We start from the raw sequence: 24,107 nt of genomic DNA, 5'->3' as shown, positions 1-24,107 counted from the left end.
GCGCACCCCACGGAAGGACAGGTACATGAGCACCGTTGCAGCAATGGTCATTGAATCCCTCGCACGGCTGGGGGTGAAGCATGTCTGGGGCGTCGTGGGCGATGCCCTGAATCCCTTGACCGATGCGATTCGCACCAGTACGGAAGTGCAATGGATCGGCGTGCGGCACGAGGAAACCGCAGCGTTTGCCGCAGGCGCCGCGTCCCAGCTCTCCGGGGTGCTGGGGGTATGCATGGGAACCGTCGGACCGGGATCGATCCACCTGCTCAACGGGCTCTACGACGCCAAGAAGTCCCACACCCCCGTATTGGCGATTTGCGGGCAGGTGCCCAGCGAGCAGATCGGCACCGATTTCTTCCAGGAGGTCAACAACGACACGCTTTTCGCCGACGTCGCGGTGTTCGCACAGACGGTGACGAGCCTCGGGCAGATGCCCTACTTGCTGGAACAAGCGGTCAATGCCGCGTTGACCCAACGCGGGGTTGCCGTGCTCTCCATTCCCGGGGACATCGGCGGCGCGGAGCTGCCCAAGGACACTACCGCGACCTTCGTCGATGTCCAGCAGCCCACCCCGGCGCACCCCGAGGCGCTGCATACCGCCGCAGCCACCATCAACGCGGCCTCGAAGGTGACGATGCTGGTGGGCATGGGTGCCCGGGAGGCCCGGGAGCAGGTGCTGGATACCGCGCGCAAGCTCGCCGCCCCGATGGTGCTCACGCTCAAGGCCAAGGAAGGACTGGAAGACGGCAACGAATTCCAGGTGGGACAGTCCGGCCTCATCGGCAACCCCGCTGCGGGCCATGCCCTGGAGAGCTGCGAGGTGTTGCTCATGGTCGGGACCGATTTTCCCTACCGCGACTACTATCCCCAGGGAAAGACGGTCATCCAGGTCGATCGGGTGGGCGAGCACATCGGGCGGCGCACCGCCGTCGGACAGGGAATCGTCGCCGATGCGCAGCTTGCGCTCACCGGGCTGTTGCCGTTGCTGGACACCAAGCCGGACCAATCGCACGTGCGTGCTTCCCGGGACAAATACAAGGGCTGGAGCAAGGGACAAAGCTCGCTTGCCGATCCGGCGCACGATTCGCGGGTGATCGGAAAGGTGCGCAGCCTGGTCGATAATCCCTTTCACGCCATCCGCCCCGAGGCCGTGGCCGCCGCCGTCGACGAACTGGCCTCGGACTCGGCGATCTTTACCGCCGATACGGGAATGTCGACCGTGTGGCTTTCGCGCTATGTCACGATGCGCGCCCGGCGAAGGCTCCTGGGATCGTTCAACCTGGGGTCGATGGCCAACGCCATGCCGCAGTCCTTGGGGGCTTCGGCTCTGGACCCAACGCGCCAGGTGATCGCGTTCTGCGGTGACGGCGGGCTGAGCATGCTGCTCGGCGACCTGCTCACGGCCGTCGCCTACGAGCTGCCGGTCAAGTTGGTCGTCTTCAACAATTCCAGGTTGGGCATGGTGAAACTCGAACAGGAGCAGGCCGGGTTGCCCGAATTCGGCACCGTGCTCAAGAACCCTGATTTGGCCGAGGTCGGGCGGGCCTGCGGGCTCCACGGCATTCGGGTGACCGATCCAGGGAAGTTGCATTCCGCGGTGGCCGAAGCCCTGGCTCACGATGGCCCGGTGCTCCTGGATGTGGTGACCAACCCGGAGGAGGTCTCCATTCCGCCACAGGCCACGATCGGACAGGCCTGGGGATTCGCCACGGCCCGCCTCAAGGAAGTCCTCGAAGCCAAGGACAAGGACGAAACCACGAAGTAGGCCCGGACCGCATCGGCCCATGGCGAAGGCGCCGTCCCTGCACCCTGATCGGGGCGGGGACGGCGCCTGGGGGCCTTGCCGGTGGTGGGCCAAGACTAGAAGCGCAGCAGCACCTTGCCCGATGTGGCCGAGTCCCTTGCCGTGGTGAACGCCTCGAGCGCGTCGTGGACATCGAATTCGTGGGTGACGATGCCTCCGAGGTCCAGCGACCCGTCGGCCAGTGCGCCAAGCACCTGATCGATCTCGTCGTTGAACCGGAAGGATCCGATGAGCTCAAGTTCCCGGGTGATGGCCAGGGAGATCAGTGCCGGTTGCTCCCCGGAGGGCAGCAGTCCCACCATCACGATGCGCCCTGCGCGCATCGCTCCGCGCACTGCCGAGGCCAAGCCGCGGTGGTTGCCGCTTGCCTCGATGACCACATCGGCTTGGACCGCGGCGATCGACTCGGTGTCATCGGCCTTCAAGGTGGCCGTTGCTCCTGCCGCGGCGGCGATCCGCAGCGGCTTGTCGAACATGTCTACGGCGATGATTTCCGCCGCGCCGGCGCGCTTGAGCACGGCGACCGCCAGCGCACCGATGGGACCGGCACCAATGACCAGCACGCGCTTGCCCGCAACCTCTCCGGCGCGGGAAACGGCGTGCCAGGCAACGGCGGCGGGCTCGGCCAGCGCCGCATCGCGCAACGAGAGCCCGGCGGGAAGTTCCCGCAGCATCCGGGCGGGCAGGTTCACACGCGTGGCAAACGCACCCTCGGTGTGCGGGAAGCGTGCCGCCGAGCCCAGGTAGGTGCAGCCCGGGGACAGGTTGGGCCTCTCGAGGGGGTAGCGCGCCCCGGTTCCCCCGGGGGTGCCGGGGTGCACTGCGACCTTGGCGCCCACCGGAGGGCCGGTTCCGTCGGCGGCAGCCACGGTGATGGTGCCGACGATTTCGTGGCCCAGCACCATGGGCGCCTTGAGGATCGATTCCCCCGCTGCCCCGTGGCTGAAGTAATGCAGGTCGGAGCCGCAGATCCCGCCATAGGCGATGGCCACCTGAGCCTGCTCGGTTGCGGGCATCGGGACTTCGATGGTTTCAACGCGCAGGTCCCCCGCGGCGTGGGCAATGACCGCGGTGGCGGTGTAGGTCTTAGACGACAACGGTCATCCCTCCGTCGATGAAGATGGTCTGGCCGTTGACGTAGTCCGAGCCGTCCGAGGCCAGCCATACGGCCGGCCCTGCAAGGTCCTCCACGGTGCCCCAGCGACCGGCCGGGGTGCGGCCCAGGATCCAGGAGTTGAACTTTTCGTCGTCCACCAGCTTCTGCGTCATTTCGGTGTGGATGTAGCCCGGGGCGATGGCGTTGATCTGCAGGCCGCGCGAGGCCCACTCACTGGTCATCGCGCGGGTGAGGTTGCGCAGCCCGCCCTTGGCTGCGGTGTAGGCCGCGATGGTGGGCCGGGCCAAGTCGGTCTGCACCGAGCAGATGTTGATGATCTTGCCTTTCCCGCGTTCGACCATTCCCCGGGCGGCCTCGCGTCCCACCAGGAAGGCGCTGGTCAGGTTCGTGTCCAGCACGCGCTGCCAGTCGGCAACCTCGAGCTCCAGCAGCGGTACCCGGTGCTGGATTCCCGCATTGTTCACCAGGATCCGCAGCGGGCCTACCTCCGCCTCGATGCGTGCGATGTTGCTGGCCACCGCCGTTTCGTCGGTGACGTCGAACGCGTAGGAGAAGATGCGCGAGGCGCCGTAGCGCTGCACGAATTCGGCGGTGGTTGCGGCCAGGCGATCGGTGTCGCGCCCGTGCAGCACGATGCTGGCTCCGGCGTCGGCCAATCCCGCGGCAAGTTCCTTGCCGATGCCGCGCGAGGAACCGGTGACCAGTGCGATGCGGCCGGTGAGGTCAAAGAGGTTGCTGCCCATGGGTTGATATTTCCTTTGCTGGGTCGAGGCGGGTCTGTGGCTAGAACGCGGTGGCGATCGCGTAGATCAGGTAGGCGATGGCGAAACCAATGACACCGACAAGCGCCTGTCCCACGGTCCATACCCGCAGCGTGGTCTTCACGTCCATCCCGAAGAAGCGCGAGACCAGCCAGAAACCGGAGTCGTTGACGTGCCCGGCGAACACGGAGCCCGCGGCCAGTGACAGCACGATGGCCACGACCTGGATCTGGTTCAAATCCGGGTTGCCCACCACAACGGGCTGGATGATGGCCGCGGCGGTGGTCAGGGCGACGGTGGCCGAACCCTGGGCCAGGCGCACCACGGCGGCAATGATGAAGCCGGCAACGATGATCGGCAGGCCCAAGGCGTCCAGCGAGGAGGCCACCGCGTCTCCGATGCCGCTGGCGCGCAGCACGGCACCGAACATGCCGCCGGCGCCGGTGATCAGGATGATGGAGCAGACCGGGCCAAGGGAGGAATCGACAACCGTCTCGATGAGGGTCTTGTCCTTGTTCTGCTTGTATCCGAGCAGGTACATTCCCAGCAGCACGGTGATCAGCAAGGCGACCGGGGTCTCGCCGACCAGGCGCAGGATCTGCACCCACTGGGTTTCCTTGTCCACGACGCCGGCCGAGGCCAGCGTGTTTAGTCCGGTGTTCATGAAGATCAGCAGCAGTGGCAGCAGCAGCAAGGTCATCACGGTGCGCAGCGTCGGCTTGGAGGCAAAGTCGTGCTGTTGCTCCACGGATCCGGAGAGGATCTCGGGGATCGGGATATCGAACTTGCGCCCGACGTATTTGCCGAAGAGGTGGCCGGCGAAGTACCACGTCGGAAGCGCTACGACCAGGCCAAGGAGCAGCACCAGCCCGACGTTGGCCTCAAGCAGTCCCGAGGCGGCAACCGGGCCCGGGTGGGGAGGCACGAAGATGTGCATCACGGAGAACGCCGTGGCTGCCGGGAAGGCGTAGCCCAGGAAGGAACCGCCCAGGCGCCGTGCCACGGTGAAGATGATCGGCAGCATGACCACCAGGCCGGCATCGAAGAAGATCGGGAAGCCAAAGAGCAAAGAAGCCACCGATAGTGCAAGCGGTGCGTGCTTCTCGCCGAACTTGTTGATCAATGCGGTGGTGAGCACCTCCGCTCCACCGCTGGTCTCAAGCATGCGCCCGAGCATGGCCCCGAGGCCCACGAGCAATGCGACCGAGGCCAGCGTGCCGCCGAATCCTCCGGTGAGCGTGGGGATCACCGCCGCCACAGGGATTCCGGTGGCAACCGCGGTGAGCAGCGAGATCACAACCAATGCCACGAACGCATGGATACGCCATTTGATAATGAACAAAAGCAGTAGCAGGATTGCGCCCACTGCAATGGAGAGGAGCGCTGGGGTGCCCAACGTCCAATTCATGACTAACTCGTCGGTCATCATTGTCCTTCTGAGGTTATTGGAGCTCGGTGATGGGGCGGCAACCGCGGTTGCCGGGGACTACTGGGGGTTCAACGCTTCGGCCACCAGATCCACGATTTCCTCGGGGCTGCGCATGACATCGATTTCGATGGCATGCTCATCGGATTCCAGTGCTTCGAGTGTGTCCAGTTGCGAGGCGAGCAACGTCGGTGGCATGTACTCGTGGCTGCGCTCGTCCAGGCGGTGCTGGATCAGTTCGACAGCGCCGCGCAGGTGGATGAAAAGGGTGGATGGTTCGTGGGCGCGCAGCAGGTCGCGGTAGTTGCGCTTGAGTGCCGAACAGGCGATGACTGCCGGGGCGGGGCCGCGCGTGCTTCGGGACAATTCCTGTCCAATGGTGACCAGCCAAGGCTCACGGTCCGCATCGCTCAGCGGTTGTCCGGCAGCCATCTTTTCCTTGTTGGATGGCGGGTGGAGGTCATCGCCGTCGATGAACACGGAGCCAAGTTTTTCGGCCAGCGCTCGCCCCACCGTGGATTTGCCGCACCCGGAAACTCCCATGACGATCATGGGAGGGTTGGCAGGTCGGTTCATCGTCACTCCATCGTGAATCCAAAATTAATGTCGGACATAAACAAGTAAGTACTGACATAAGTATGATTTATAAAAGGTTATGGCTCCTCGTGCCGTGCTGTCAATAGGATGAGGTGAACCCGCTAGCGCACCTTGCTCGGCCACCATGAATACGCTCTCACCGCTTGTGGCCGGACGGCACTTGGGTGCCTCACTGCTGACGCCTTCACGTCCCGCCTGCGATTCCTAGCAAACACTCAGGTTTGGCTCCTAGTGTCGAAAGGGTTCAGGCAAGATCGACGGAAGGGAAATCCACACATGGGACTCGGAGACAAGATCAGCAACAAGGCCAAGGAAGTCACTGGAGAAGCCAAGGAGAAGCTCGGCGAGGCCACCGACAACGAGCGGCTCCAAGCAGAAGGGCTCAAGGACCAGGCTGTTGCCAAGGCCAAGCAAGCCGGAGAGCATGTCAAGGACGCCGCCAAGGACCTCACCAACAAGTAGAACTAGTCGCCATGAGCCCCCCCCGGGCGCAGGCCGGGCCTCGGAGGTTAACGCACAAGATCCCTTGGACCAAGCGACTTTCGTCTTTTGGTCCAAGGGATCTTCTGTGTGGGCCCTACCGGGATCGAACCGATGACATTCACGGTGTAAACGTGACGCTCTACCAGCTGAGCTAAAGGCCCGGAAACAAGCACTGACCGGTCAATTTTCCGTTCCGGTGCGTTGCAACAAGTAGATAATCTAATACACCCGTCCCTGAATTGGCAAATCGCCGCACGACTGCAAGCTGGGATACCCAAGTTCGGAGCCATGCCTCGCGGGCCGCGCCTACAACCGAACCCACCGACCCAGCTCAATGGAAACAAGCCGGCGGGCTCGAACAACCACGCCTAGGGCTGGTTGTAGCGTTTACGGACGAAGTACAGCCCAACCAGTGAAATCACGGCAATCGCCATGTAGTAGAAGCTTGGTGCGTTCAACGAGCCGGTCACGCTTAGCAACCAGGTCAACACGAGCGGCGCAATTCCACCTAGCAGGGTAACGCCGACGTTGTAGGTGACGGCCAGGCCCGTGCCACGGATGGCCGCAGGGAACAGCGCAGAGAGCAACGCAGGCAGCGGGCCGAAGTAGAACGCCATGATCACTCCGAGCAGGCCAATGACAATCACCAACACCGGCACGCTGGGTGCGGTGACCATCAGCTTGAACAACGGCCAAGCCAGCAGCAAGGCGCCGACTGCTGCATACGTCATGATCCTAGCCGGTCCGAATCGGTCCGCCAGGTGCCCTACGAACGGGACGCCAACGAGGGTGACAAGCCCGGCAACGATCCCGCCCAGGAACGCCGCGGTGGCGGGAATCCCCAGGTTTTTCACGGCGAATGTCGGCATGTAGAGGATCATGTAGACCGAAATGGTTGCCACTCCGATAACGGCAGAACCAGCCAACAGGCGCCCGTAATGATTAACAAAAAGATCCTTGAGCGGAGTCTTGGTCTTCTCGCCGTTGATGAACTCCTCGGTCTCATCAAGCTTGGCACGGATGTAGAGCCCGACGGGGCCGATCAGCAGGCCAACAAAGAACGGTACCCGCCAGCCCCAGCTGTAGAGGGCTTCTTCGGACAACCACTGGGTCAACCCATAGCCAAAGGCCGAAGCCAACAGCATCGAGGCACCTTGGGCGGCAACCTGCCATGAGGCGTAAAACGCTTTCTTGTGCGGGGCCGTCTCGATAAGGAACGCCGTGGCCGTGCCGAACTCTCCACCGGCCGAGAAACCTTGGACCAGGCGGGACACCAGGATGATCACCGAACCCCAGACTCCCACCGTCGCGTAGGTCGGGGCCACCGCCATGATCAGGGTGCCAACCATCATCAGCAGCAGGGTCAGGGTCAGCGCATTCTTTCGGCCCTTGCGGTCCGCGAAGCTGCCCAGCACCATGCCGCCCAGGGGGCGAACCAGGTAGGAGATCGCGAACGTCGCAAAAGTGAGGATCAGCCCCACCGTTCCATCGGATTCCGGAAAGAAGTTCTTTGCGATCACGACGGCAAAGGTCGCGTAAACGATTATGTCGAACCACTCGAGGGCGGCGCCGATCGAACTGCTGACCACCGCCTTCTTGGCAGCGGCCAGCTGCTGCGGTGTGACTGTTGTTGCCTCGGCCATGGGTATCTCCTTGGAAGTTGTGCAGCAGGTGGATGGGCCCCGGTGCGGCTTAGGAACCCAGCTTGGCGATTAGGTTATCGATGAAGGTTTCGCAGGCGGCGATCTGGTCGAGCTCGATGAACTCGTCCGGGGCGTGTGCCTGGGCAATATCGCCGGGACCGCACACGACCGTGGGGATTCCGGCGTTGAAGAACAACCCGGCCTCTGTACCGTAGGTTGCCTTGTCCGGGCTGGGGATGCCGCCTAGTTCGGCGGCGAGTTCCACGATTGCAGCATCCGGGCCTGTGTCGAGGCCCGGGGCTTGGGCCAGCACGGTGAAGTCGATGCCCACGTCCTTGTGCTGCTCCCGCATGGATGCTTCGATGCGCGTGGCCTCCGCACGGAACCGCGCGATGAGCTCGGTGGGGTCATCGGCGCCAATGGAACGGAACTCAAAATGCAGGGTGCAGGTTGCAGGGATCGTGTTCACCGCGATTCCACCCTCGATCTTGTTCACCGTGGTGGTGGTGTGGGGGACGATGTACGCCTCGTCGAAAGGTCCGTCTTGGGTGAGTCCGCGAGCAAGGGAGTCCACGAATCCGGTAAATTCCGCGGCTGCGGATATTGCGTTGACGCCCTGCGGGGTCAACGAGGAGTGCGCCGCGACGCCACGGAAGTCCACACGGATGACGTTGACCGACTTGTGTCCGCGCACCACGCGCATGCTGGTGGGCTCCCCCACGATGGCGCCACGGGGTTTCAGGCCGGCCTCGACGATGGCTGCGACCAGGTCAACCGCACCGACGCAACCGACTTCCTCGTCGTAGGAAAACGCAAGGTGGAGCGGTTCGGCCAGCTTTGCCGCAACGATCGACTCAAGCCTGGTCATGATCACTGCGAGGAAGGATTTCATGTCGCAGGTGCCACGGGCGTAAAGCTTGCCCTCGCGGATCTCGGGGACGAACGGGTCGCTGCTCCAGTCCTGACCATCGACGGGAACCACATCGGTATGGCCTGAGAGCACGATGCCGCCGGTGCGGGTACCGTCGACGGCGGGGATGGTGGCCAGCATATTCGCCTTGTTCCCCTCGGCGTTGTGGATCAGGGTCGATTCGATGCCAACGGCCCCGAGTCGTTCCACAACGTAGTCGATCAACCCAAGGTTGCTGTCCCGGCTGGTGGTGTCAAAGCCGATCAGCTTCGTGATTTCGGCCATTGTTGCTTCACTGGGGGCGAGTGACATTGCTACTCCTCATTTTCATGGGCCGGCCCCGGTGCCCTTTGAAGTGCGTGGGGAGCCGTCAAGATTCTCTCATTGTCCGCCCATAGGGCGGCGACCTGTGAAAACACGGCGTAACACTGGCTCGTCCCGGGTCCGTTCCCAGCGGTGGCGTGAGTGCCTCCATTTCCGACGCACGCCGACTGGCGGAGCAAGCGCTCCACCCGTCTGCCCTCGGGCCTTGGCAGCTGGAAAGGAAAGGCGAGGACCATGAAGCCTGCGGCTTGGGCGAGCAGGGTAAGCGCTGCACTACCTTGTGGAAACGGCTTCGCTTTCGCGCCCGCGGATCCCGACGCCCGCCGGAGGTGGACGCTTGAGACCGCTGCGCCGACGGTGAAAGCCTGGCCTCGATCTACGGACCCATGGTTGAATCCAACCCAACGGCTCGCCGTTGCGATCTGTGTCGTTCCTAGCATGCTCATCCGGTGGACCCTCCGGAACCTGTTCAACGCCGTTCCCGGGCCGTGGGCGGGTAGGGGCCTGAACCCTGGTCCCTACCTTCATGATCGGCCTAATTACCGGTTACTACCGCGCTGGAGCCATCGGCGGCATCATCATGCTGGGCGTCGCTCTCGCGTCTCTGTGTGTACAGCAGGTCTTCCAGGTCCCTATGTGGCGGTGGAACCTTGCGGTGTTTGCGCGAGAGGCCAGCAAAGCTGTCGACCGGGTGGTTGGCTGGATAATACATGGTCCATGAGCGCCATAAGTCTGCTCGGTGCCAGCTGGCGGCGTCTCGAAGGTGTCATCTTGGGCTTAAACCCCGTAATAATGGTGTTCGTGCCCCTTTGTGCTCAGCAGCGTCCTTGGAATGGTGCCGGCGCCCTTGGGTCTGCTGAGGTCGTTCTGTTCTAGTGGGCCCTACCGGGATCGAACCGATGACATTCACGGTGTAAACGTGACGCTCTACCAGCTGAGCTAAAGGCCCCTGACACTACTGGATTCCCGTGGGTTTCGTTCCGCGGGAAGTCTTCGTGACAAGAATATGGCTGTGGCGGTGTACCTGCCCGAGTAATCGAATAGACGCAGAAGTTCTTCGATCACTCTTAGGTGAGTAGGTCAATCGCCTCTCTGTAGCGCGCGATGGCGCGCGCCTGATGGATGGGTGAACTAAAGGAATCCACCACGCGTCCCCCCGAAACGAGGAACGTGTGCCGCGTTGCCGCGCCGGATTCGGTGTTGAATGCGCCGTAGCTGCTTGCTACGGCACCGTGCGGCCAGAAATCGGCCAGCAGATCAAACCCGAAACGGGCTTGGTCCGCATAAGTGCGCAGTGCGTATTTGTGGTCCACCGAAACACCCATGATGCGGATGTTCCGGGACGTGAATTCCCCGCGAACATTTTCCAGCTCCTCGAGTTCGGAACCGCAAACAGCGGAAAACGCGAACGGGTAGAAAACCAAGAAGCAGGCTTGCTCCCCCAGTGAGCCGGACTCGATGAGTTCGCCAAATTGGTTGCTGAGTGCAAAGCCCGGGGCCGGTTGCCCGACCCGTGGCGGCGAGGAAGGCTTCCCCGCCACCTGTTGCGATGAATCCACGGTATTAATGCTTGCGCCGCGCCATGAGGCAAGTGGCCGACCAGTCTTCGGAAACACCCTCGCTGTTTGTCACGTGGAGGCCTGCGGTTGGTGCATCCGCCTGGATGGATGCGGGCGATACGTAGCCATCACGCCCAGACTTCGGGGTCAGCAACCACACCACCCCCTTCTCATCCAGGCTGACCAGCGAATCGACCAAGGCGTCAATCAAGTCACCGTCGTCGTCACGCCACCAGTAGATGATTCCGTCGACTACCTCGTGGTCTTCCTCTGTCAGTAGTTCGGAACCCACTGCGTCCTCAAGGGAATCGCGCAGATTAAAGTCCACATCGTCGTCGTACCCGAGTTCCTGAATCAGGTCCCCGTCTTTGAAGCCCATTTTTAGTGCGGCTTCGTGCTTTGCCGGTGCGGCGTCGCTCACGTCACTCCTCCTGCTGCTGTAAAGCGTCTGGGTACAACCAAACACCTTTTTTGCGCTCCCATCAAGCGCAAAGGCTCCAACACGCCGAAATAGTGATGACTTGGCCCGGTATTCGGCTCTGGGCACATTTCATGGGGAAGCCCAAACGTCTCGCCTGCTTGGCCTGGATACGTTTTGGCACGGGATGCGCATTAGAGTGTAATTGGCGGTCCGCGACCAACTACCCTGGGGAAACGGACCACTACTTTGGCGCTAGCAACGCCACTGCGGGTTGAAGACGCTTTTACGCGTCCACCCGCAGCCCCCGCTGTACCCCATATCGAGGAGAAGATGGACGTGGCTGTAGAGGAACACATTTCTCACATCCGTAGCGGCTTGACGAGCCAGTTGCCTGATCGGGATCCGGAGGAGACCGCAGAATGGATTGAGTCCTTCGATGGTCTTGTCGAGACGCAGGGCACCGAACGTGCCCAGTACATTGTTCGTTCACTACTCCAGCGCGCAGGCGCCAAGAGCGTGGGCGTTCCCATGGTCACCACCACTGACTACGTGAACACGATCCCGGTGGACCAGGAACCGGACTTCCCCGGCGACGAGCAGGTTGAGCGCCGCTACCGCGCCTACATGCGCTGGAACGCGGCCGTCATGGTGCACCGCGGCCAGCGGCCCGGAGTCGGGGTCGGTGGACACATCTCCACCTATGCCGGTGCTGCAACCCTGTACGAAGTTGGATTCAACCATTTCTTCCGCGGCAAGAACCACCCCGGCGGCGGAGACCAGGTCTTCTTCCAGGGCCACGCCTCGCCAGGAATGTACGCTCGCGCCTTCCTCGAGGGGCGCTTGAGCGAAGAGGACATGGACGGTTTCCGCCAGGAGAAGTCCCGTCAAGGCCATGCGCTGCCTTCCTACCCGCACCCGCACTCGCTGCCGGATTTCTGGGAGTTCCCCACCGTGTCCATGGGCCTTGGCCCCGCGAATGCGATCTACCAGGCGCAGTCCAACCGATACCTGCAGAACCGCGGCATCAAGGACACCTCAGACCAGCACGTCTGGGCTTTTTTGGGCGACGGCGAAATGGACGAGCCCGAATCACGCGGCTTCCTCCAGTTGGCTGCGAACGAAAAGCTGGACAACCTCACCTTCGTGGTCAACTGCAACCTGCAGCGCCTCGATGGACCGGTACGCGGCAACGGCAAGATCATGCAGGAACTCGAAGCCTTCTTCCGCGGTGCCGGCTGGAACGTCATCAAGGTCGTCTGGGGCCGCGAGTGGGATGCCCTGCTCGATGCCGACACCGATAACTCGCTTGTGGACATCATGAACCAGACCCCGGACGGGGACTACCAGACCTACAAGGCCGAGAACGGTGCCTTCGTCCGCGAGCACTTCTTCGGAAAGTCCCCGCAGACCAAGGAAATGGTTGCGGACCTGACCGACGAGCAGATCTGGAACCTCAAGCGCGGCGGCCACGACTACCACAAGATGTACGCCGCGTATAAGGCCGCAACAGAGTTCAAGGGCAAGCCGACGGTCATCTTGACCAAGACGGTCAAGGGCTACGGGCTGGGCCCGCACTTCGAGGCGCGCAACGCGACGCACCAGATGAAGAAGATGACCCTCGAGGACCTCAAGAACTTCCGCGACCACCTGCGCATCCCGATCACCGACGAGCAGCTCGAAGCCGATCCTTACCTGCCGCCGTACTACCGCCCGGAGCAGGATTCGCCCGAGTACAAGTACATGATGGAACGCCGTGAGGAACTCGGCGGCGCGGTGCCTTCGCGCCGCACCAAGTCCAAGGAGATTCATCTCCCCGAGGCCAAGGCGTACGAGACCGCGTCACGTGGCTCGGGCAAGCAGCAGGCCGCCACCACCATGGCGTTCGTGCGCCTGCTCAAGGACCTGATGCGCGACAAGGAGTTCGGCAGGCGTGTCGTCCCGATCGTGCCCGACGAGTCGCGCACCTTTGGCATGGATGCCTTCTTCCCGACGGCAAAGATCTACAACCCTGCCGGGCAGAACTATCTTTCGGTGGACCGCGACCTAGTGCTGGCCTACAAGGAGTCTCCGCAAGGCCAGCTGATCCACCCGGGTATCAACGAGGCAGGGGCCGTGGCGGCATTCACCGCCGCCGGAACCTCCTATGCCACGCACGACGAGCCGTTGATCCCGGTCTACGTGTTCTACTCGATGTTCGGTTTCCAGCGCACCGGAGATGCCTTCTGGGCAGCCGGGGACCAGATGACCCGCGGGTTCATCATGGGAGCCACGGCCGGGCGCACCACGCTGACCGGTGAAGGCCTGCAGCACGCCGACGGGCATTCCCCGATCCTGGCCTCGACCAACCCGGCAGTGGTCACCTACGACCCAGCCTACGGTTACGAGATCGGCCACATCGTCAAGTCCGGCCTGGAGCGCATGTACGGGGGCAAGCACGAAGACCCGAACGTGATGTACTACATCACGATCTACAACGAGCCCTACCAGCAGCCCAAGGAACCCGAGGGCCTGGACGTTGCAGGGGTTGTCGGTGGCATCTACCAGGTGTCCCCGGCCACCATCGACGGACCGCGTGCCCAGCTGCTCGCCTCCGGCGTTGCCGTGCCGTGGACCATCGACGCCCAGCGCCTCCTGGCAGAGGACTGGGGCGTATCGGCGGATGTCTGGTCGGTCACTTCCTGGAACGAGCTGCGTCGCGACGGGCTGGACTGCGAGGAGCAGACGTTCCTGGATCCGGGCGCCGAACCGCGCACCCCGTTTGTTGCCCAGCAATTGGCCGGCGCCACCGGCCCGATCGTTGCGGTCAGCGACTACATGAAGGCCGTGCCGGACCAGATCCGCCAGTTTGTGCCCAACGAGTTCGCCACCCTTGGCGCTGACGGGTTTGGTTTCTCCGACACCCGCGCCGCGGCACGTCGCTTCTTCAAGATCGACGCGCACTCGGTGGTTGTGCGCACGCTGCAGATGCTGGCCAAGCGCGGCGAGGTCGATGCGTCGGTTCCGGCAGAAGCCTTCGCCAAGTACAAGCTTGACGACGTGACGGCCGCAGACGGCGGCGACGCCGGAGGAGACTCCTAGCCGCCGGCAATTGCCGTCCGAGCGCTGTGGCGTGGATCCCGGAACACCGGGATCCACGCCACAGCTGTTTTCATTGCGCATCAAATCCGTCTGCCGGCTTTCCGGTTTGCCTAACCGGTGCGGCAAACGGCACTCGGGTCCATCACAAAAATGCACCGACACGTTGTGTGAACCATACAAAATAGTTCACGGCCCTGTTGATGCGTATGCTCAATCCATGAGCGATGAGCAAACCCCGAATCCGATATCCCGGATCCGGCCCTTCCGGCAAGCCAAGGCCACCCCGGAAACCCTCAAGAGGCTCCAGCAGCACTTGGGCGTGCTCTCCACGGTCGCCTTGAAGCACCTGGACCAGTCCTTGCCCTGGTATCGCGGCCTGCGCCCCGAGGAACGCGCGGCGCTCGGTTTGGTGGCGCAAAAGGGAATCGCTTCCTTCGTCTCCTGGTACGAACGCCCGACAGCATCACCGCAGTGGGTCCTTAACGACGTTTTCGGTGCCGCTCCCACCGAACTGACGCGTTCCATCAGCTTGCAGAAGGCCCTGCAACTGATCCGCACCATCGTCGAGGTCGTCGAATCCCAGGTTCCGGACATTGCTCCGGAATCCGAACAGACCCAGCTGCGTGAAGCCGTCCTTCGATACTCAAGGGAGGTCGCCTTCGCAGCAGCCGACGTTTACGCCCGTGCCGCGGAAACTCGCGGTGCCTGGGATTCACGGCTCGAGGCCTTGGTCGTGGATGCCGTCATGCGCGGGGAATCCCAGGATTCCCTGCGCTCCAGGATCGCCGCCGTAGGCTGGAAGTCCCACGAGAACATCCTGGTGATGATCGGCACCACCCCGGCGTCCTCGCAGGTGGGATTCGTCAGTGAGCTGCGCCGCGCCGCAGCTCGGTACGCTCGGGATTCACTGGTCGGAGTCCATGGTGAACGTGCGATCCTGATGCTCGGCGGCGTGGAAGCGGACCGCGCAGGGATGGACCGGCTGGCCTCGTTCTTTGGCCCCGGCCCTGTCGTCTACAGTCCCCTGGCCCCCACGCTCAAGGAAGCATCTGCCTGCGCCAAGGCCGCCTTCGCAGCCATCGCCGCGGCCAAGGCGTGGCCGCTGGCCCCGCGTCCGGTGGATGCCGACGACCTGTGGCCAGAGCGCGTCATGAACAACGACGAGGACGCCCGCACGGCGTTGGTCCAGGGGATCTACAACCCGTTGGTCAAGGCCGGAAACGGCCTGATCGAGACCCTTTCGAGCTACTTGTCGCTCGGGCATTCGCTCGAAGGCACCGCTCGCGAACTCTTCGTCCACGCCAACACGGTGCGCTACAGGCTCAAAAGGGTGTGCGACGTCACGGGCTGGGACCCCCTGGTTCCGCGGGAGGCATTCGTGCTGCAAACGGCACTGGTGGTGGGGCGCTTGGATACCGAAACCTCCGATCTCTTGTCCGAAACGCGGCAACCGGTGCAGCGCAAGAGACCCGCCTCCTTGTAGGATTCATACAAAAGCACGCCGCCAAGTCGGTGTGCGAAAACAGCCGCCGTGACTGACATCTTTGGAAAGCTGGAGTAGTGCTAGCAATCGTGTGCCCTGGACAGGGCTCCCAGACCCCCGGATTCCTTTCTCCGTGGCTTGAAGTACCGGATGTTTCCGAACACCTGGCTAACCTTTCGGCCATCACTGAGCGCGACCTGACCGCCCACGGAACCCTCTCGGACGAAGAAACCATCAAGGACACCGCCGTCGCCCAGCCTTTGATCGTCGCAGCGGGCCTTTTGGCTGCACGCGCACTCTTTGGTGAATCGCTGCCCCAAAACACGGTGTTGGCCGGCCACTCGGTCGGCGAAATCACCGCAACCGCCTTGGCTGGTGCGCTCTCCGAGCAGGACGCCATGGTCTTCGTGCGTGAACGCGCCAACTCCATGGCACTGGCGTCCGCTGCCACACCGACAGGCATGGCTGCCGTTCTTGGCGGTGATGCCCAGGAAGTCAACGCCGCAATCATTGCCGCGGGGCTGACACCGGCGAACGCCAACGGAGGAGGACAGATCGTCGCCGCTGGCACCCTGGAGCAGATCGAGGCCTTCGCCGCCAATCCCCCCGCCAAGGCACGCGTGATCCCCTTGAAGGTAGCCGGTGCATTCCACACCAAGCACATGGCCCCGGCCGTTGACGTGTTGGAAAAACTCTCCGCAACCCTCGATGCCAAGTCCCCCGCGACCACCCTGCTCTCCAACTACGACGGCAAGGCAGTTTCCTCAGGAGAAGCGAACCTTGCATCGCTGGTTGCCCAGGTCTCGCGCCCGGTGCGCTGGGACAAGTGCATGGAAGAGCTCGCCTCCCTCGGAGTCACCGGGATCATCGAGCTGCCCCCCGCCGGCACACTGGTCGGCTTGGCCCGTCGCGGCCTCAAAGGCATCCCTACCCTTGCCCTGAAGACCCCCGAAGACCTCGAAGCAGCACGTGCCTTCGTACTCGAACACACCCAAGCTTAGGAATACAGCAACATGACTGCAGTGATGAACCAGAGCGCCCCCCGCGAGTTCAGCCGAATCCACGGCGTGGGTTCCTTCCGTCCCGATGTCATCGTCACCAACGAGGACGTTTGCCAGTGGATCGATTCCTCGGACGAGTGGATCCAGCAGCGCACCGGAATCGAGACCCGCGCACGTGCCGATGAGAACACCTCCCTTCTGGACATGGCCGAAGGTGCCGCTCGCTCGGCGCTGGTGTCCGCCGGAATCGAAGCCAGCCAGCTCGGCGCCGTCATCGTTTCCACGGTGACCTTCCCCTATGCAACGCCCTCGGCCGCTTCCGCTCTTGCCGATCGCATCGGAGCGACCCCGGCCCCTGCCTTCGACATTTCCGCCGCCTGCGCGGGCTACTGCTACGGCGTGGCACAGGGCGACGCCCTGGTCCGCTCGGGAATGGCCGAGTACGTATTGGTCGTCGGCGCAGAAAAGCTCTCCGACGTGATCGATAACCACGAGCGCACCATTTCGTTCCTGCTTGGCGACGGCGCCGGCGCCGTGGTCATCGGGCCGTCGGACATCCCGGGCATCTCACCCTCTGTCTGGGGCTCGGATGGTTCGAAGTGGTCGGCCATCGGCATGACGCACTCGCAGCTGGATTTGCGTGACGCCGTCCTGCAGGCGGAGTCCTCTCCGGAGGGAACCTCGCTTGTGGCCGGCACCGAGGCCCAGCTGTGGCCCACCCTGCGCCAGGACGGCCAGACCGTCTTCCGCTGGGCAGTGTGGGAAATGGCCAAGATGGCCAAGCTCGCTCTGGAGAAGGCAGGCGTCACTTCCGAGGACCTTGTCGCATTCATCCCGCACCAAGCCAACATGCGCATCATCGACGAGATGGTCAAGCAGCTCAAGCTCCCCGAATCCGTGGCGGTCGCCCGCGACATCGCCAACGCCGGCAACACCTCCGCGGCTTCCATCCCGATGGCCATGGACCGGATGCTCAAGGAAAACCCAGAACTTTCCGGTGGCCTGGCCCTTCAAATTGGATTTGGCGCCGGGCTTGTCTTTGGCGCACAGGTCGTTGTCCTGCCCTAGGCTTAAGCCAGAGGGATACAACCCATCATTCGGACCGCACACCTGTGGTCTGCATAGTCGTCGGGCTTGTTACCGGCAAACAGAGAAAAGGAGCCATCATGGCTAGCAACGAAGAGATTCTGGCCGGCTTGGCCGAGATCGTCAACGAAGAGACCGGGCTGGAGACCGAGGCAGTCGAAATGGACAAGTCCTTCACCGAAGACCTGGACATCGATTCCATCTCCATGATGACCATCGTGGTCAACGCCGAAGAGAAGTTTGACGTGAAGATCCCGGACGAAGAGGTCAAGAACCTCAAGACCGTTGCCGATGCAGTGAACTTCATCGCTGGCGCACAGGCCTAAGCAGGGCATTGATGCATCCCTTGAAGTGCGTTCCGGTTCCGGGTCGCGCTTCAAGGGGAACATCGCTTCACCTTTCATGTTCATCGGATTGCTGGCCATGCCGCCCAAACCGCTTTGCCGGTTTTGCAACCGATCCCCAGTTTTCGATTCAATCCGGAACCCTCCGTTGATCTGGAGGCCCGATGCTTGAATCGCGTGCTAGTCCCACTAGCCGTTTCGTCCCAACCAGTAGAGAGTTTCAACATGGCTCGCAAAGTTGTTATCACCGGCCTCGGTGCCACCACGCCTATCGGCGGGGACGTCCCGACCCTGTGGGCCAATTCCCTCAAGGGAGTTTCCGGGGCCCACACACTTCCCTTTGACTGGGTAGACACCTACGACTTGCCGGTGAAGTTTGCCGCCAAGGCATCCAACCTGGCCTCCGAGGTTCTCTCACGCGTGGAAATGAAGCGCATGGACCCATCCACCCAGTTCGCCGTGGTTGCCGCGCGCGAGGCCTGGAGGGATGCGGGTATCAAGGAAATGGACCACGACCGGCTGGCTGTCGCCTTCGCCACCGGAATCGGTGGGGTATGGACGTTGCTGGACGCTTGGGACACCTTGAAGGAGAAGGGCCCGCGTCGTGTGTTGCCAATGACAGTGCCCATGTTGATGCCCAATGGTCCGGCAGCCGCGGTTTCCCTGGACCTGGGTGCACGAGCAGGTGCGCACACACCGGTTTCGGCTTGCGCCTCAGGCACCGAGGCCATGCACATCGGCTTGGAGCTTATCCGTTCGGGCAAGGCCGACGTGGTGATGTGTGGCGGCGCCGAAGCGGCCATCCACCCGATGCCGATGGCATCATTCGCCGCGATGCAGGCGCTTTCCAAGCGCAACGACGACCCCGAGCACGCATCGCGTCCCTATGACATCGACCGCGACGGTTTCGTCATGGGTGAAGGCGCCGGAGCCTTGGTCCTCGAGGCCGAGGAGCACGCCATCGCCCGCGGAGCGACGATCTATGCAGAGCTAGCCGGAACCTCGGTGACCGCCGATGCTTACCACATCACGGCGCCGGACCCGAAGGGCCTGGGTGCCACCCGCGCGCTGAAGGCCGCCATGTTCGACGGCCTGATCCAGCGCGAGGATGTCGTGCACGTCAATGCGCACGCCACATCGACCCCGGTGGGCGACAAGCCCGAGTACACGGCGCTGCGCGCAGCCCTGGGATCGCACCTGGACGATGTCTGCGTCTCTGCCACCAAGTCGCAGATGGGTCACTTGCTCGGCGCCTCAGGAGCCGTGGAGTCCGTCCTCGCGGTTCTTGCCGTCTACCACCGCAAGGCGCCGGTCACCATCAACCTGGAGAACCAGGATCCCGAAATCCCGCTCGACATCGTCGTGGGCACCCCGCGCGAACTGCCCGAAGGTTCCATCGTTGCGTTGAACAACTCGTTCGGCTTCGGCGGGCACAACGCAGTGGTTGCCGTCCGCAGCGTCTGATCCGCACGCGAGTAGGAGCTGCATGACAAAGAGCAGTGGCTCGAAGTGATCCACTTCGAGCCGCTGCTCTTTTGCGTTCCTGGGGTTGCATGTTCCGGTGCGGCACCACAACAGCCGTGACGCGTGAGCTGTTTACCCATTAGTCGACATAACTACAAGATGTATCATCGACAGGTCGAATCTTCTACCAGTTGATAGCTCCTGGAAAGCCCGCATGGTGAGAGCACTGGTTGCTCAAGGCATCGTGATTGGTGGCTAGATGACTTGGTGCAGCCAACGAACCGGTGCGCCTTCAGCGGCGTAACGGAAAGGTTCGAGCTCTTCGTCCCACGCCTCACCCAGGGCAATGGAGAGTTCCTGGTAGACAATGGCCGGGTCGCCCGCACCCTTTTCGTAGGCCCAGCGGATCCGCTCTTCACTGACCATGATGTTTCCTGCTGCGTCCGTCGTGGCGTGGAAGATACCAAGTTCCGGGGTGTGGGACCAGCGGCTCGAGTCGACTCCGGGGCTAGCATCCTCGGTAACCTCATAACGCAGGTGGGCCCAACCGCGAAGAGCCGATGCCAAAAGAGCACCCGTGCCGGGCTTGCCCGTCCAGTTGACCTCGGCCCGGGACATGCCCGGCGAGGCGCTCTGCTCGGTCCAGTGCAGATCCGTGCGCTGGTCAACAACGGAACCAATTGCCCACTCGATGTGCGGGCACAGCGCTGCAGGGGCTGAGTGTACGAAAAGTACGCCCCTCGTCAGTGCGTCAGACATGCTTTCCTCCGATGTGCTGTTGGAACGTCTTCCCCAACGCCAACAATCCAATTTCGAAGTCCAGCAAGTCCTACTCTAGTATTCTGCACGATTATACGTGGTTCGGCCAGCTCGTGTAGACCAAGAGTCTGCTCGGTGACTAAGGACTATGCGCGTGGATGAGCTTTTTGGTAGCTCTCCTTGAGCCGTTCGACCGAAACATGCGTGTAGAGCTGGGTGGTTGCCAGCGAGGAGTGCCCCAGTATTTCCTGTACCGCGCGCAGGTCAGCCCCCCTGTCCAGCAAGTGCGTGGCAGCGCTGTGGCGCAACGCATGGGGTCCACGCGCTGCCGTATCCCCCAACGCTTCGAGCGCATCGGAGACGACTTGCCTGGCTTGGCGGGCATCGATCCGCTTTCCGCGGCGTCCAAGGAGCAGCGCTTGTCCAGAATCCTCGGTGCGCAGCGCCGGCCGGGACCTGCGAAGCCAATCGTCAACCGCGTGCATCGCCGGCTGCCCGAAGGGAACGGTGCGTTCCTTGTTTCCCTTGCCAATGACCCGAAGCGTGCGCCTGTCCAAGTCGATGTCGTGGATGTCCAGAGACACCAGCTCCCCCACTCGAACGGCAGTGGCATAGAGCAGTTCGAGGATGAGTTTGTTGCGATCGGCGAGCGCAAGCTGTTCCGTCGTGGCTTCGTTCTCTTTGCCGTCCGTTGCTTGGGCGCCAGGGGCATCGGCCTGGAAGATGCGTTCGATTTGGTTGTTTTGCAGTATGTGCGGGAGCCGTTGATCGCGCTTGGGTGATTTCAGCCGGATCGCGGGGTTGGTAGTGATGAGGTTCTCACGTACCGCCCAGGCGAGGAAGCTTCGGATGGTCGCCGAGCGCCTGGCGAGGGTGGATCGGGCGAGCCCCGTTTCTTGCAGCGTCATGAGCCATCCGCGCAACAAGGTGAGGTCGAGGCCGGTCAGATCGGTGGCTCCCCGCGTGACGGCATAGGTGTAGAGGTTGCTGATGTCGCTGCCATAGGCGCGCAGGGTGTGTTCACTGCGTTCGCGTTCCAATGCCATGTGCCGCAGGAATCCGTCGCGGGCGTTGTCCAGTAGCGCCGGGATCGCAGCGGCATCGGCGTGGTCTTTGGTTGGCTCTGGCACGTTCCCACTGTCTCCCGCCGGAGGGCTTAGGGCAATGATGCAACGCCGCTTGGTTGCGGCGTGTCGTTTCTCATGGAGCCGTAGGTGCCCCACGTTGGTGTTCGCGGCCCCGGGGGAAGCGGCGTATCCATCCGTTCCCGCTTTGCTCGGCCAGTCCCGCCGCGGCCAGGCGGGAGAGCCCTCCCAGGACCGAGCCTATTCCCAGTCCCGCCACGACGGTGAGCTGATCCACGCCCCTTGGGCTGCGTACGCCAAGGGCATCGAGCAACAACAGGTCCTGGACGGCTAATCCGTCATGGTCACTTCGGGATTCCGTGCGCACGTTGGAAAAGCTGTCAGATGCCGGAGCCTCGCCCGCGCGGAAAGTATCCAGCGCCGGCAGGTCAAGTAGTTCAATCACCTCTGCGGCATCGGTGACTAGGGTTGCTGCCCCCTCCCGGACCAAGCGATGGCATCCCGCGGAATTGGCGGAGAACACCGGGCCCGGCACCGCTCCTACCTCGCGGCCTATTTCCGCTGCATGGCGTGCCGTGCTTAATGCCCCAGAACGCCAGCGGGCCTCGGAAACGACGGTTGCGGCGCACAAGGCGGCAATCAACCTATTGCGTTGCAGGAACCTCCAACGGCTGGGCGTTGCCCCGGGTGCGACCTCGGCGATCAGCAGCCCCTGGCGATGTACGCGTTTGAGCAGTTGCTCGTTTCCGACCGGGTAGAGGCGGTTCAGCCCTCCGGCCATCACGGCAATGGTCGCCGGCAACGGGTCTTCCCTGGACATCGCAGCGTTCGGTGCTTCTTCGGCGAGCGCCGTCTGGTGGGCCTGGGCGTCGATGCCGTATGCTCCGCCGGAAACGATGCAGATCCCCCGCGCGCGCAGTCCGCTGACGAGTTCGGCAGTGATGGTGCGTCCGTATTCGGTGGCATCGCGGGAACCTACAATGGCGACCAGTCTGCCCGGATCACGCAGGATGCGCTGGTTCCCTTCTCCCCGGAACCATAGCGCCAGCGGAGCACCCAGCCCCAATGCGTCGAATCCCCGGGGCCAGTTGGCATCCCCGGGGACCATGATGCCACCGCCCAGGTGTCCCATGAGCTTCAGGTCGGCTTCGGGGTCAGTATGTACTGCACGGGCCCTCCATCGTTCGAGCCCGGCGTCCAGGCGCAGTGCGGCGCGGCTGGCCCCGTGGGCGTCGAGGAGCTCTGCGACTTGTTGTTGCTCACTGGCCGGCGCCGTGCCTACGTGCTCGCGGATCAGTCGGTAGGCTTCGACCGCTCCGGCGATTTGCACCAGTGCGGCACCGGTCAGGTCGTTGGGCTCGACGATGTGTGTGAGGCCCGCTCTCGCATGGACTTCCGGATCGATGTTGTTGGTCTCCACGATGCTTCCCGCCTGTAGGGGTATTGGCCTGCCGCATACCCCGGGGAGGCGGCTTCGGGCGGGCTGGTACCTGATGGACCTTTGCCTGCCCGTTGATCCATGGTGAGGCCCCTGTCCCTTCAGGTGCTCACGCCCCTGGCAACCTGTGGAGCACGACGGCGGTAAGCACGCTCCGGGGCTGTGTGGGCAGGTGGTACACATAAATGTTGCTTGTGGGAGCGCAAATAGGTAACTATAGGTTCAGCGCTCGTGCCGATGACCACGGGGCTCCGGGCGGGTCGCCGGACGAACCAACTGAAACGAAAATAGGCACAGCACATGACAAAGACAAAGTTCCCCTTGATTGCAGCCCTTTCGATGGTGGCCGGCTCGTTGATCCTCTCCGGATGTTCAAACCCCACGGATGCCCCGAAGTCCAGCGATTCCGCGGCCGGTGGCACACTGACGGTTTCCTCCGCGAACTTCACCGAATCCGAAATCATCGGCAACCTCTACGCCGAGGGGCTCAAGGACAAGGGCTACACCATCGAGACCAAGTTCAACATCGGATCCCGTGAGGCCTACATCCCTGCGCTGTCCGACGGTTCCATCGACTTGATCCCGGACTACACCGGCAACCTGCTGATCTTCCTGGACGAGGGCGCCGACGTATCGTCGCCCGATTCGATCCTCGCTGCCCTGCCCGAGGTGCTGAAGGCCAAGAAGCTCACCATGCTCACGCCTGCGTCCGCCGAGGACAAGGACGCGGTGGTTGTCACCCGCAAAACGGCCGACAAGTGGAACCTGAAGAGCATCGAAGACCTCGTTGCACACAATGACGAACTCATCATCGCCGGCCCGCCTGAATTCAAGGAACGCACCCGGGGCCTGGCAGGACTGAAGGAAGCCTACGGACTGGTTCCCTCGAAATTCGAGCCGATCTCCGATGGCGGCGGACCGGCAACGGTGAAGGCACTGCTTGCCGGCGATGTCACGGCTGCCAACATCTTCACCACCAGCACAGCCATTCCGGCCAACGACCTTGTTGTGCTGGAAGACCCTAAGAACAACTTCCCCGCCCAGCAGGTCGTCCCGGTGGCTGCCGAGGGCAAGCTAGATGACACCGCGATGCAAACCCTTGATGCGATTTCCGCGAAGCTGAGCACCGAGGAGCTGATCAAGCTCAACGAACAGGTCTCCGGGGATGCAAAGGTGGAACCGAAGCAGGCTGCCATCACATGGCTCACCGACCAGGGCCTGCTGAGCAAGTAGCAGCATCGCGCACCCCGAATCAACAGTATTAGAACGAATGTTCGATTCGGGGTGCGCGGGCGTTCTCCCGTCGGTGGGGAACCCCCATCCC

At 62.8% G+C, this 24,107-nt stretch carries 20 protein-coding genes and 2 tRNA genes; 9 read left to right on the top strand and 13 right to left on the bottom strand.

The genetic code is table 11. The features are described from left to right. Positions 1-25 precede the first annotated feature (25 nt). Entirely contained in the window at positions 26-1,765 is a 1,740-nt protein-coding gene (locus ABEA12_RS02455) for a thiamine pyrophosphate-dependent enzyme (protein ID WP_210100704.1), read from the top strand. A 95-nt stretch (positions 1,766-1,860) separates the two neighbouring features. Here ABEA12_RS02455 and ABEA12_RS02450 read toward each other — a convergent pair whose 3' ends face one another. Genes ABEA12_RS02450 through ABEA12_RS02435 form a run of 4 tightly spaced genes read right to left on the bottom strand, consistent with a single transcriptional unit; the run spans position 1,861 to position 5,684 of the window. Then, positions 1,861-2,901, bottom strand: coding sequence for an L-idonate 5-dehydrogenase (locus ABEA12_RS02450; protein ID WP_345466221.1), 1,041 nt, complete (start codon positions 2,899-2,901; stop codon positions 1,861-1,863). Further along, entirely contained in the window at positions 2,891-3,664 is a 774-nt protein-coding gene (locus tag ABEA12_RS02445; protein ID WP_210100703.1) for an SDR family oxidoreductase, read from the bottom strand. The genes ABEA12_RS02450 and ABEA12_RS02445 overlap by 11 nt, the downstream gene beginning before the upstream one ends. A gap of 40 nt (positions 3,665-3,704) precedes the next feature. Beyond that, positions 3,705-5,108, bottom strand: coding sequence for a GntP family permease (locus ABEA12_RS02440; RefSeq protein WP_210102540.1), 1,404 nt, complete (start codon positions 5,106-5,108; stop codon positions 3,705-3,707). Between the two features lie 60 nt (positions 5,109-5,168). Continuing rightward, positions 5,169-5,684, bottom strand: coding sequence for a gluconokinase (locus tag ABEA12_RS02435; protein ID WP_210100702.1), 516 nt, complete (start codon positions 5,682-5,684; stop codon positions 5,169-5,171). A 297-nt stretch (positions 5,685-5,981) separates the two neighbouring features. Between ABEA12_RS02435 and ABEA12_RS02430 the strand changes: the two genes are divergently transcribed. Continuing rightward, a complete protein-coding gene (locus ABEA12_RS02430) occupies positions 5,982-6,167 on the top strand; it encodes a CsbD family protein (RefSeq protein ID WP_210100701.1) in 186 nt (61 codons plus the stop codon). 109 nt (positions 6,168-6,276) lie between these two features. On the opposite strand, the gene ABEA12_RS02425 is transcribed toward ABEA12_RS02430, so the two are convergent. From ABEA12_RS02425 to ABEA12_RS02400, 6 genes are all read right to left on the bottom strand, one after another. Then, positions 6,277-6,349, bottom strand: a tRNA-Val gene (locus tag ABEA12_RS02425). 207 nt (positions 6,350-6,556) lie between these two features. After that, entirely contained in the window at positions 6,557-7,831 is a 1,275-nt protein-coding gene (locus ABEA12_RS02420; protein ID WP_210100700.1) for an MFS transporter, read from the bottom strand. Between the two features lie 49 nt (positions 7,832-7,880). Next, entirely contained in the window at positions 7,881-9,053 is a 1,173-nt protein-coding gene (gene argE, locus ABEA12_RS02415; RefSeq protein ID WP_345466214.1) for an acetylornithine deacetylase, read from the bottom strand. An 888-nt stretch (positions 9,054-9,941) separates the two neighbouring features. Beyond that, positions 9,942-10,014: transfer RNA gene (locus ABEA12_RS02410), tRNA-Val, on the bottom strand. 118 nt (positions 10,015-10,132) lie between these two features. Continuing rightward, complete coding sequence (locus tag ABEA12_RS02405) at positions 10,133-10,624, bottom strand: redoxin domain-containing protein (protein ID WP_345466211.1); 492 nt, start codon at positions 10,622-10,624, stop codon at positions 10,133-10,135. A 4-nt stretch (positions 10,625-10,628) separates the two neighbouring features. Further along, positions 10,629-11,003, bottom strand: coding sequence for a DUF3052 domain-containing protein (locus ABEA12_RS02400; protein ID WP_210102537.1), 375 nt, complete (start codon positions 11,001-11,003; stop codon positions 10,629-10,631). Positions 11,004-11,375: 372 nt separating this feature from the next. Here ABEA12_RS02400 and aceE point away from each other — a divergent pair, with 372 nt between their 5' ends. From aceE to ABEA12_RS02370, 6 genes are all read left to right on the top strand, one after another. Beyond that, on the top strand, positions 11,376-14,123 hold the full coding sequence (aceE, locus tag ABEA12_RS02395; protein ID WP_210100699.1) for a pyruvate dehydrogenase (acetyl-transferring), homodimeric type: 2,748 nt from the start codon (positions 11,376-11,378) through the stop codon (positions 14,121-14,123). A gap of 217 nt (positions 14,124-14,340) precedes the next feature. Next, positions 14,341-15,606 (top strand): PucR family transcriptional regulator, encoded by a 1,266-nt coding sequence (locus ABEA12_RS02390; protein ID WP_210100698.1) that lies wholly within the window; start codon positions 14,341-14,343, stop codon positions 15,604-15,606. A gap of 77 nt (positions 15,607-15,683) precedes the next feature. Next, entirely contained in the window at positions 15,684-16,607 is a 924-nt protein-coding gene (locus ABEA12_RS02385) for an ACP S-malonyltransferase (RefSeq protein WP_210100697.1), read from the top strand. 12 nt (positions 16,608-16,619) lie between these two features. After that, positions 16,620-17,675, top strand: a complete 1,056-nt coding sequence (locus tag ABEA12_RS02380; RefSeq protein WP_210100696.1) for a beta-ketoacyl-ACP synthase III — start codon at positions 16,620-16,622, stop codon at positions 17,673-17,675. Positions 17,676-17,773: 98 nt separating this feature from the next. Beyond that, positions 17,774-18,019: an acyl carrier protein gene (locus ABEA12_RS02375; protein WP_007271483.1), complete on the top strand. Its 246-nt coding sequence runs from the start codon at positions 17,774-17,776 to the stop codon at positions 18,017-18,019. A 243-nt stretch (positions 18,020-18,262) separates the two neighbouring features. After that, on the top strand, positions 18,263-19,501 hold the full coding sequence (locus ABEA12_RS02370; RefSeq protein WP_210100695.1) for a beta-ketoacyl-[acyl-carrier-protein] synthase family protein: 1,239 nt from the start codon (positions 18,263-18,265) through the stop codon (positions 19,499-19,501). A 255-nt stretch (positions 19,502-19,756) separates the two neighbouring features. Here ABEA12_RS02370 and ABEA12_RS02365 read toward each other — a convergent pair whose 3' ends face one another. The 3 genes from ABEA12_RS02365 to ABEA12_RS02355 form a co-directional block, all read right to left on the bottom strand. After that, on the bottom strand, positions 19,757-20,260 hold the full coding sequence (locus tag ABEA12_RS02365) for a DUF3145 domain-containing protein (protein ID WP_210100694.1): 504 nt from the start codon (positions 20,258-20,260) through the stop codon (positions 19,757-19,759). A gap of 146 nt (positions 20,261-20,406) precedes the next feature. Beyond that, on the bottom strand, positions 20,407-21,390 hold the full coding sequence (locus ABEA12_RS02360; protein ID WP_210100693.1) for a tyrosine recombinase XerC: 984 nt from the start codon (positions 21,388-21,390) through the stop codon (positions 20,407-20,409). A gap of 70 nt (positions 21,391-21,460) precedes the next feature. Further along, entirely contained in the window at positions 21,461-22,765 is a 1,305-nt protein-coding gene (locus ABEA12_RS02355; protein ID WP_345466202.1) for a DNA-processing protein DprA, read from the bottom strand. A gap of 318 nt (positions 22,766-23,083) precedes the next feature. Here ABEA12_RS02355 and ABEA12_RS02350 point away from each other — a divergent pair, with 318 nt between their 5' ends. Further along, on the top strand, positions 23,084-24,016 hold the full coding sequence (locus tag ABEA12_RS02350; protein ID WP_210100691.1) for an ABC transporter substrate-binding protein: 933 nt from the start codon (positions 23,084-23,086) through the stop codon (positions 24,014-24,016). Positions 24,017-24,107 lie beyond the last annotated feature (91 nt).

Source organism: Paeniglutamicibacter antarcticus, assembly GCF_039544305.1.
GTDB lineage: Bacteria > Actinomycetota > Actinomycetes > Actinomycetales > Micrococcaceae > Paeniglutamicibacter > Paeniglutamicibacter antarcticus_C.
Note: the sequence above shows the minus strand (reverse complement) of the source record. Positions and strands in the feature narration are given on the sequence as shown.

Excerpts from the sequence above, each read along its gene's own strand:
- ABEA12_RS02350 (WP_210100691.1), top strand. The coding sequence starts at position 23,084 with ATGACAAAGACAAAGTTCCCCTTGATTGCAGCCCTTTCGATGGTGGCC.
- aceE (WP_210100699.1), top strand. The coding sequence starts at position 11,376 with ATGGACGTGGCTGTAGAGGAACACATTTCTCACATCCGTAGCGGCTTG.
- ABEA12_RS02370 (WP_210100695.1), top strand. The coding sequence starts at position 18,263 with ATGGCTCGCAAAGTTGTTATCACCGGCCTCGGTGCCACCACGCCTATC.
- ABEA12_RS02375 (WP_007271483.1), top strand. The coding sequence starts at position 17,774 with ATGGCTAGCAACGAAGAGATTCTGGCCGGCTTGGCCGAGATCGTCAAC.
- ABEA12_RS02390 (WP_210100698.1), top strand. The coding sequence starts at position 14,341 with ATGAGCGATGAGCAAACCCCGAATCCGATATCCCGGATCCGGCCCTTC.
- argE (WP_345466214.1), bottom strand. The coding sequence starts at position 9,053 with ATGTCACTCGCCCCCAGTGAAGCAACAATGGCCGAAATCACGAAGCTG.
- ABEA12_RS02420 (WP_210100700.1), bottom strand. The coding sequence starts at position 7,831 with ATGGCCGAGGCAACAACAGTCACACCGCAGCAGCTGGCCGCTGCCAAG.
- ABEA12_RS02455 (WP_210100704.1), top strand. The coding sequence starts at position 26 with ATGAGCACCGTTGCAGCAATGGTCATTGAATCCCTCGCACGGCTGGGG.
- ABEA12_RS02440 (WP_210102540.1), bottom strand. The coding sequence starts at position 5,108 with ATGACCGACGAGTTAGTCATGAATTGGACGTTGGGCACCCCAGCGCTC.
- ABEA12_RS02400 (WP_210102537.1), bottom strand. The coding sequence starts at position 11,003 with ATGGGCTTCAAAGACGGGGACCTGATTCAGGAACTCGGGTACGACGAC.
- ABEA12_RS02445 (WP_210100703.1), bottom strand. The coding sequence starts at position 3,664 with ATGGGCAGCAACCTCTTTGACCTCACCGGCCGCATCGCACTGGTCACC.
- ABEA12_RS02435 (WP_210100702.1), bottom strand. The coding sequence starts at position 5,684 with ATGAACCGACCTGCCAACCCTCCCATGATCGTCATGGGAGTTTCCGGG.
- ABEA12_RS02430 (WP_210100701.1), top strand. The coding sequence starts at position 5,982 with ATGGGACTCGGAGACAAGATCAGCAACAAGGCCAAGGAAGTCACTGGA.
- ABEA12_RS02365 (WP_210100694.1), bottom strand. The coding sequence starts at position 20,260 with ATGTCTGACGCACTGACGAGGGGCGTACTTTTCGTACACTCAGCCCCT.
- ABEA12_RS02380 (WP_210100696.1), top strand. The coding sequence starts at position 16,620 with ATGACTGCAGTGATGAACCAGAGCGCCCCCCGCGAGTTCAGCCGAATC.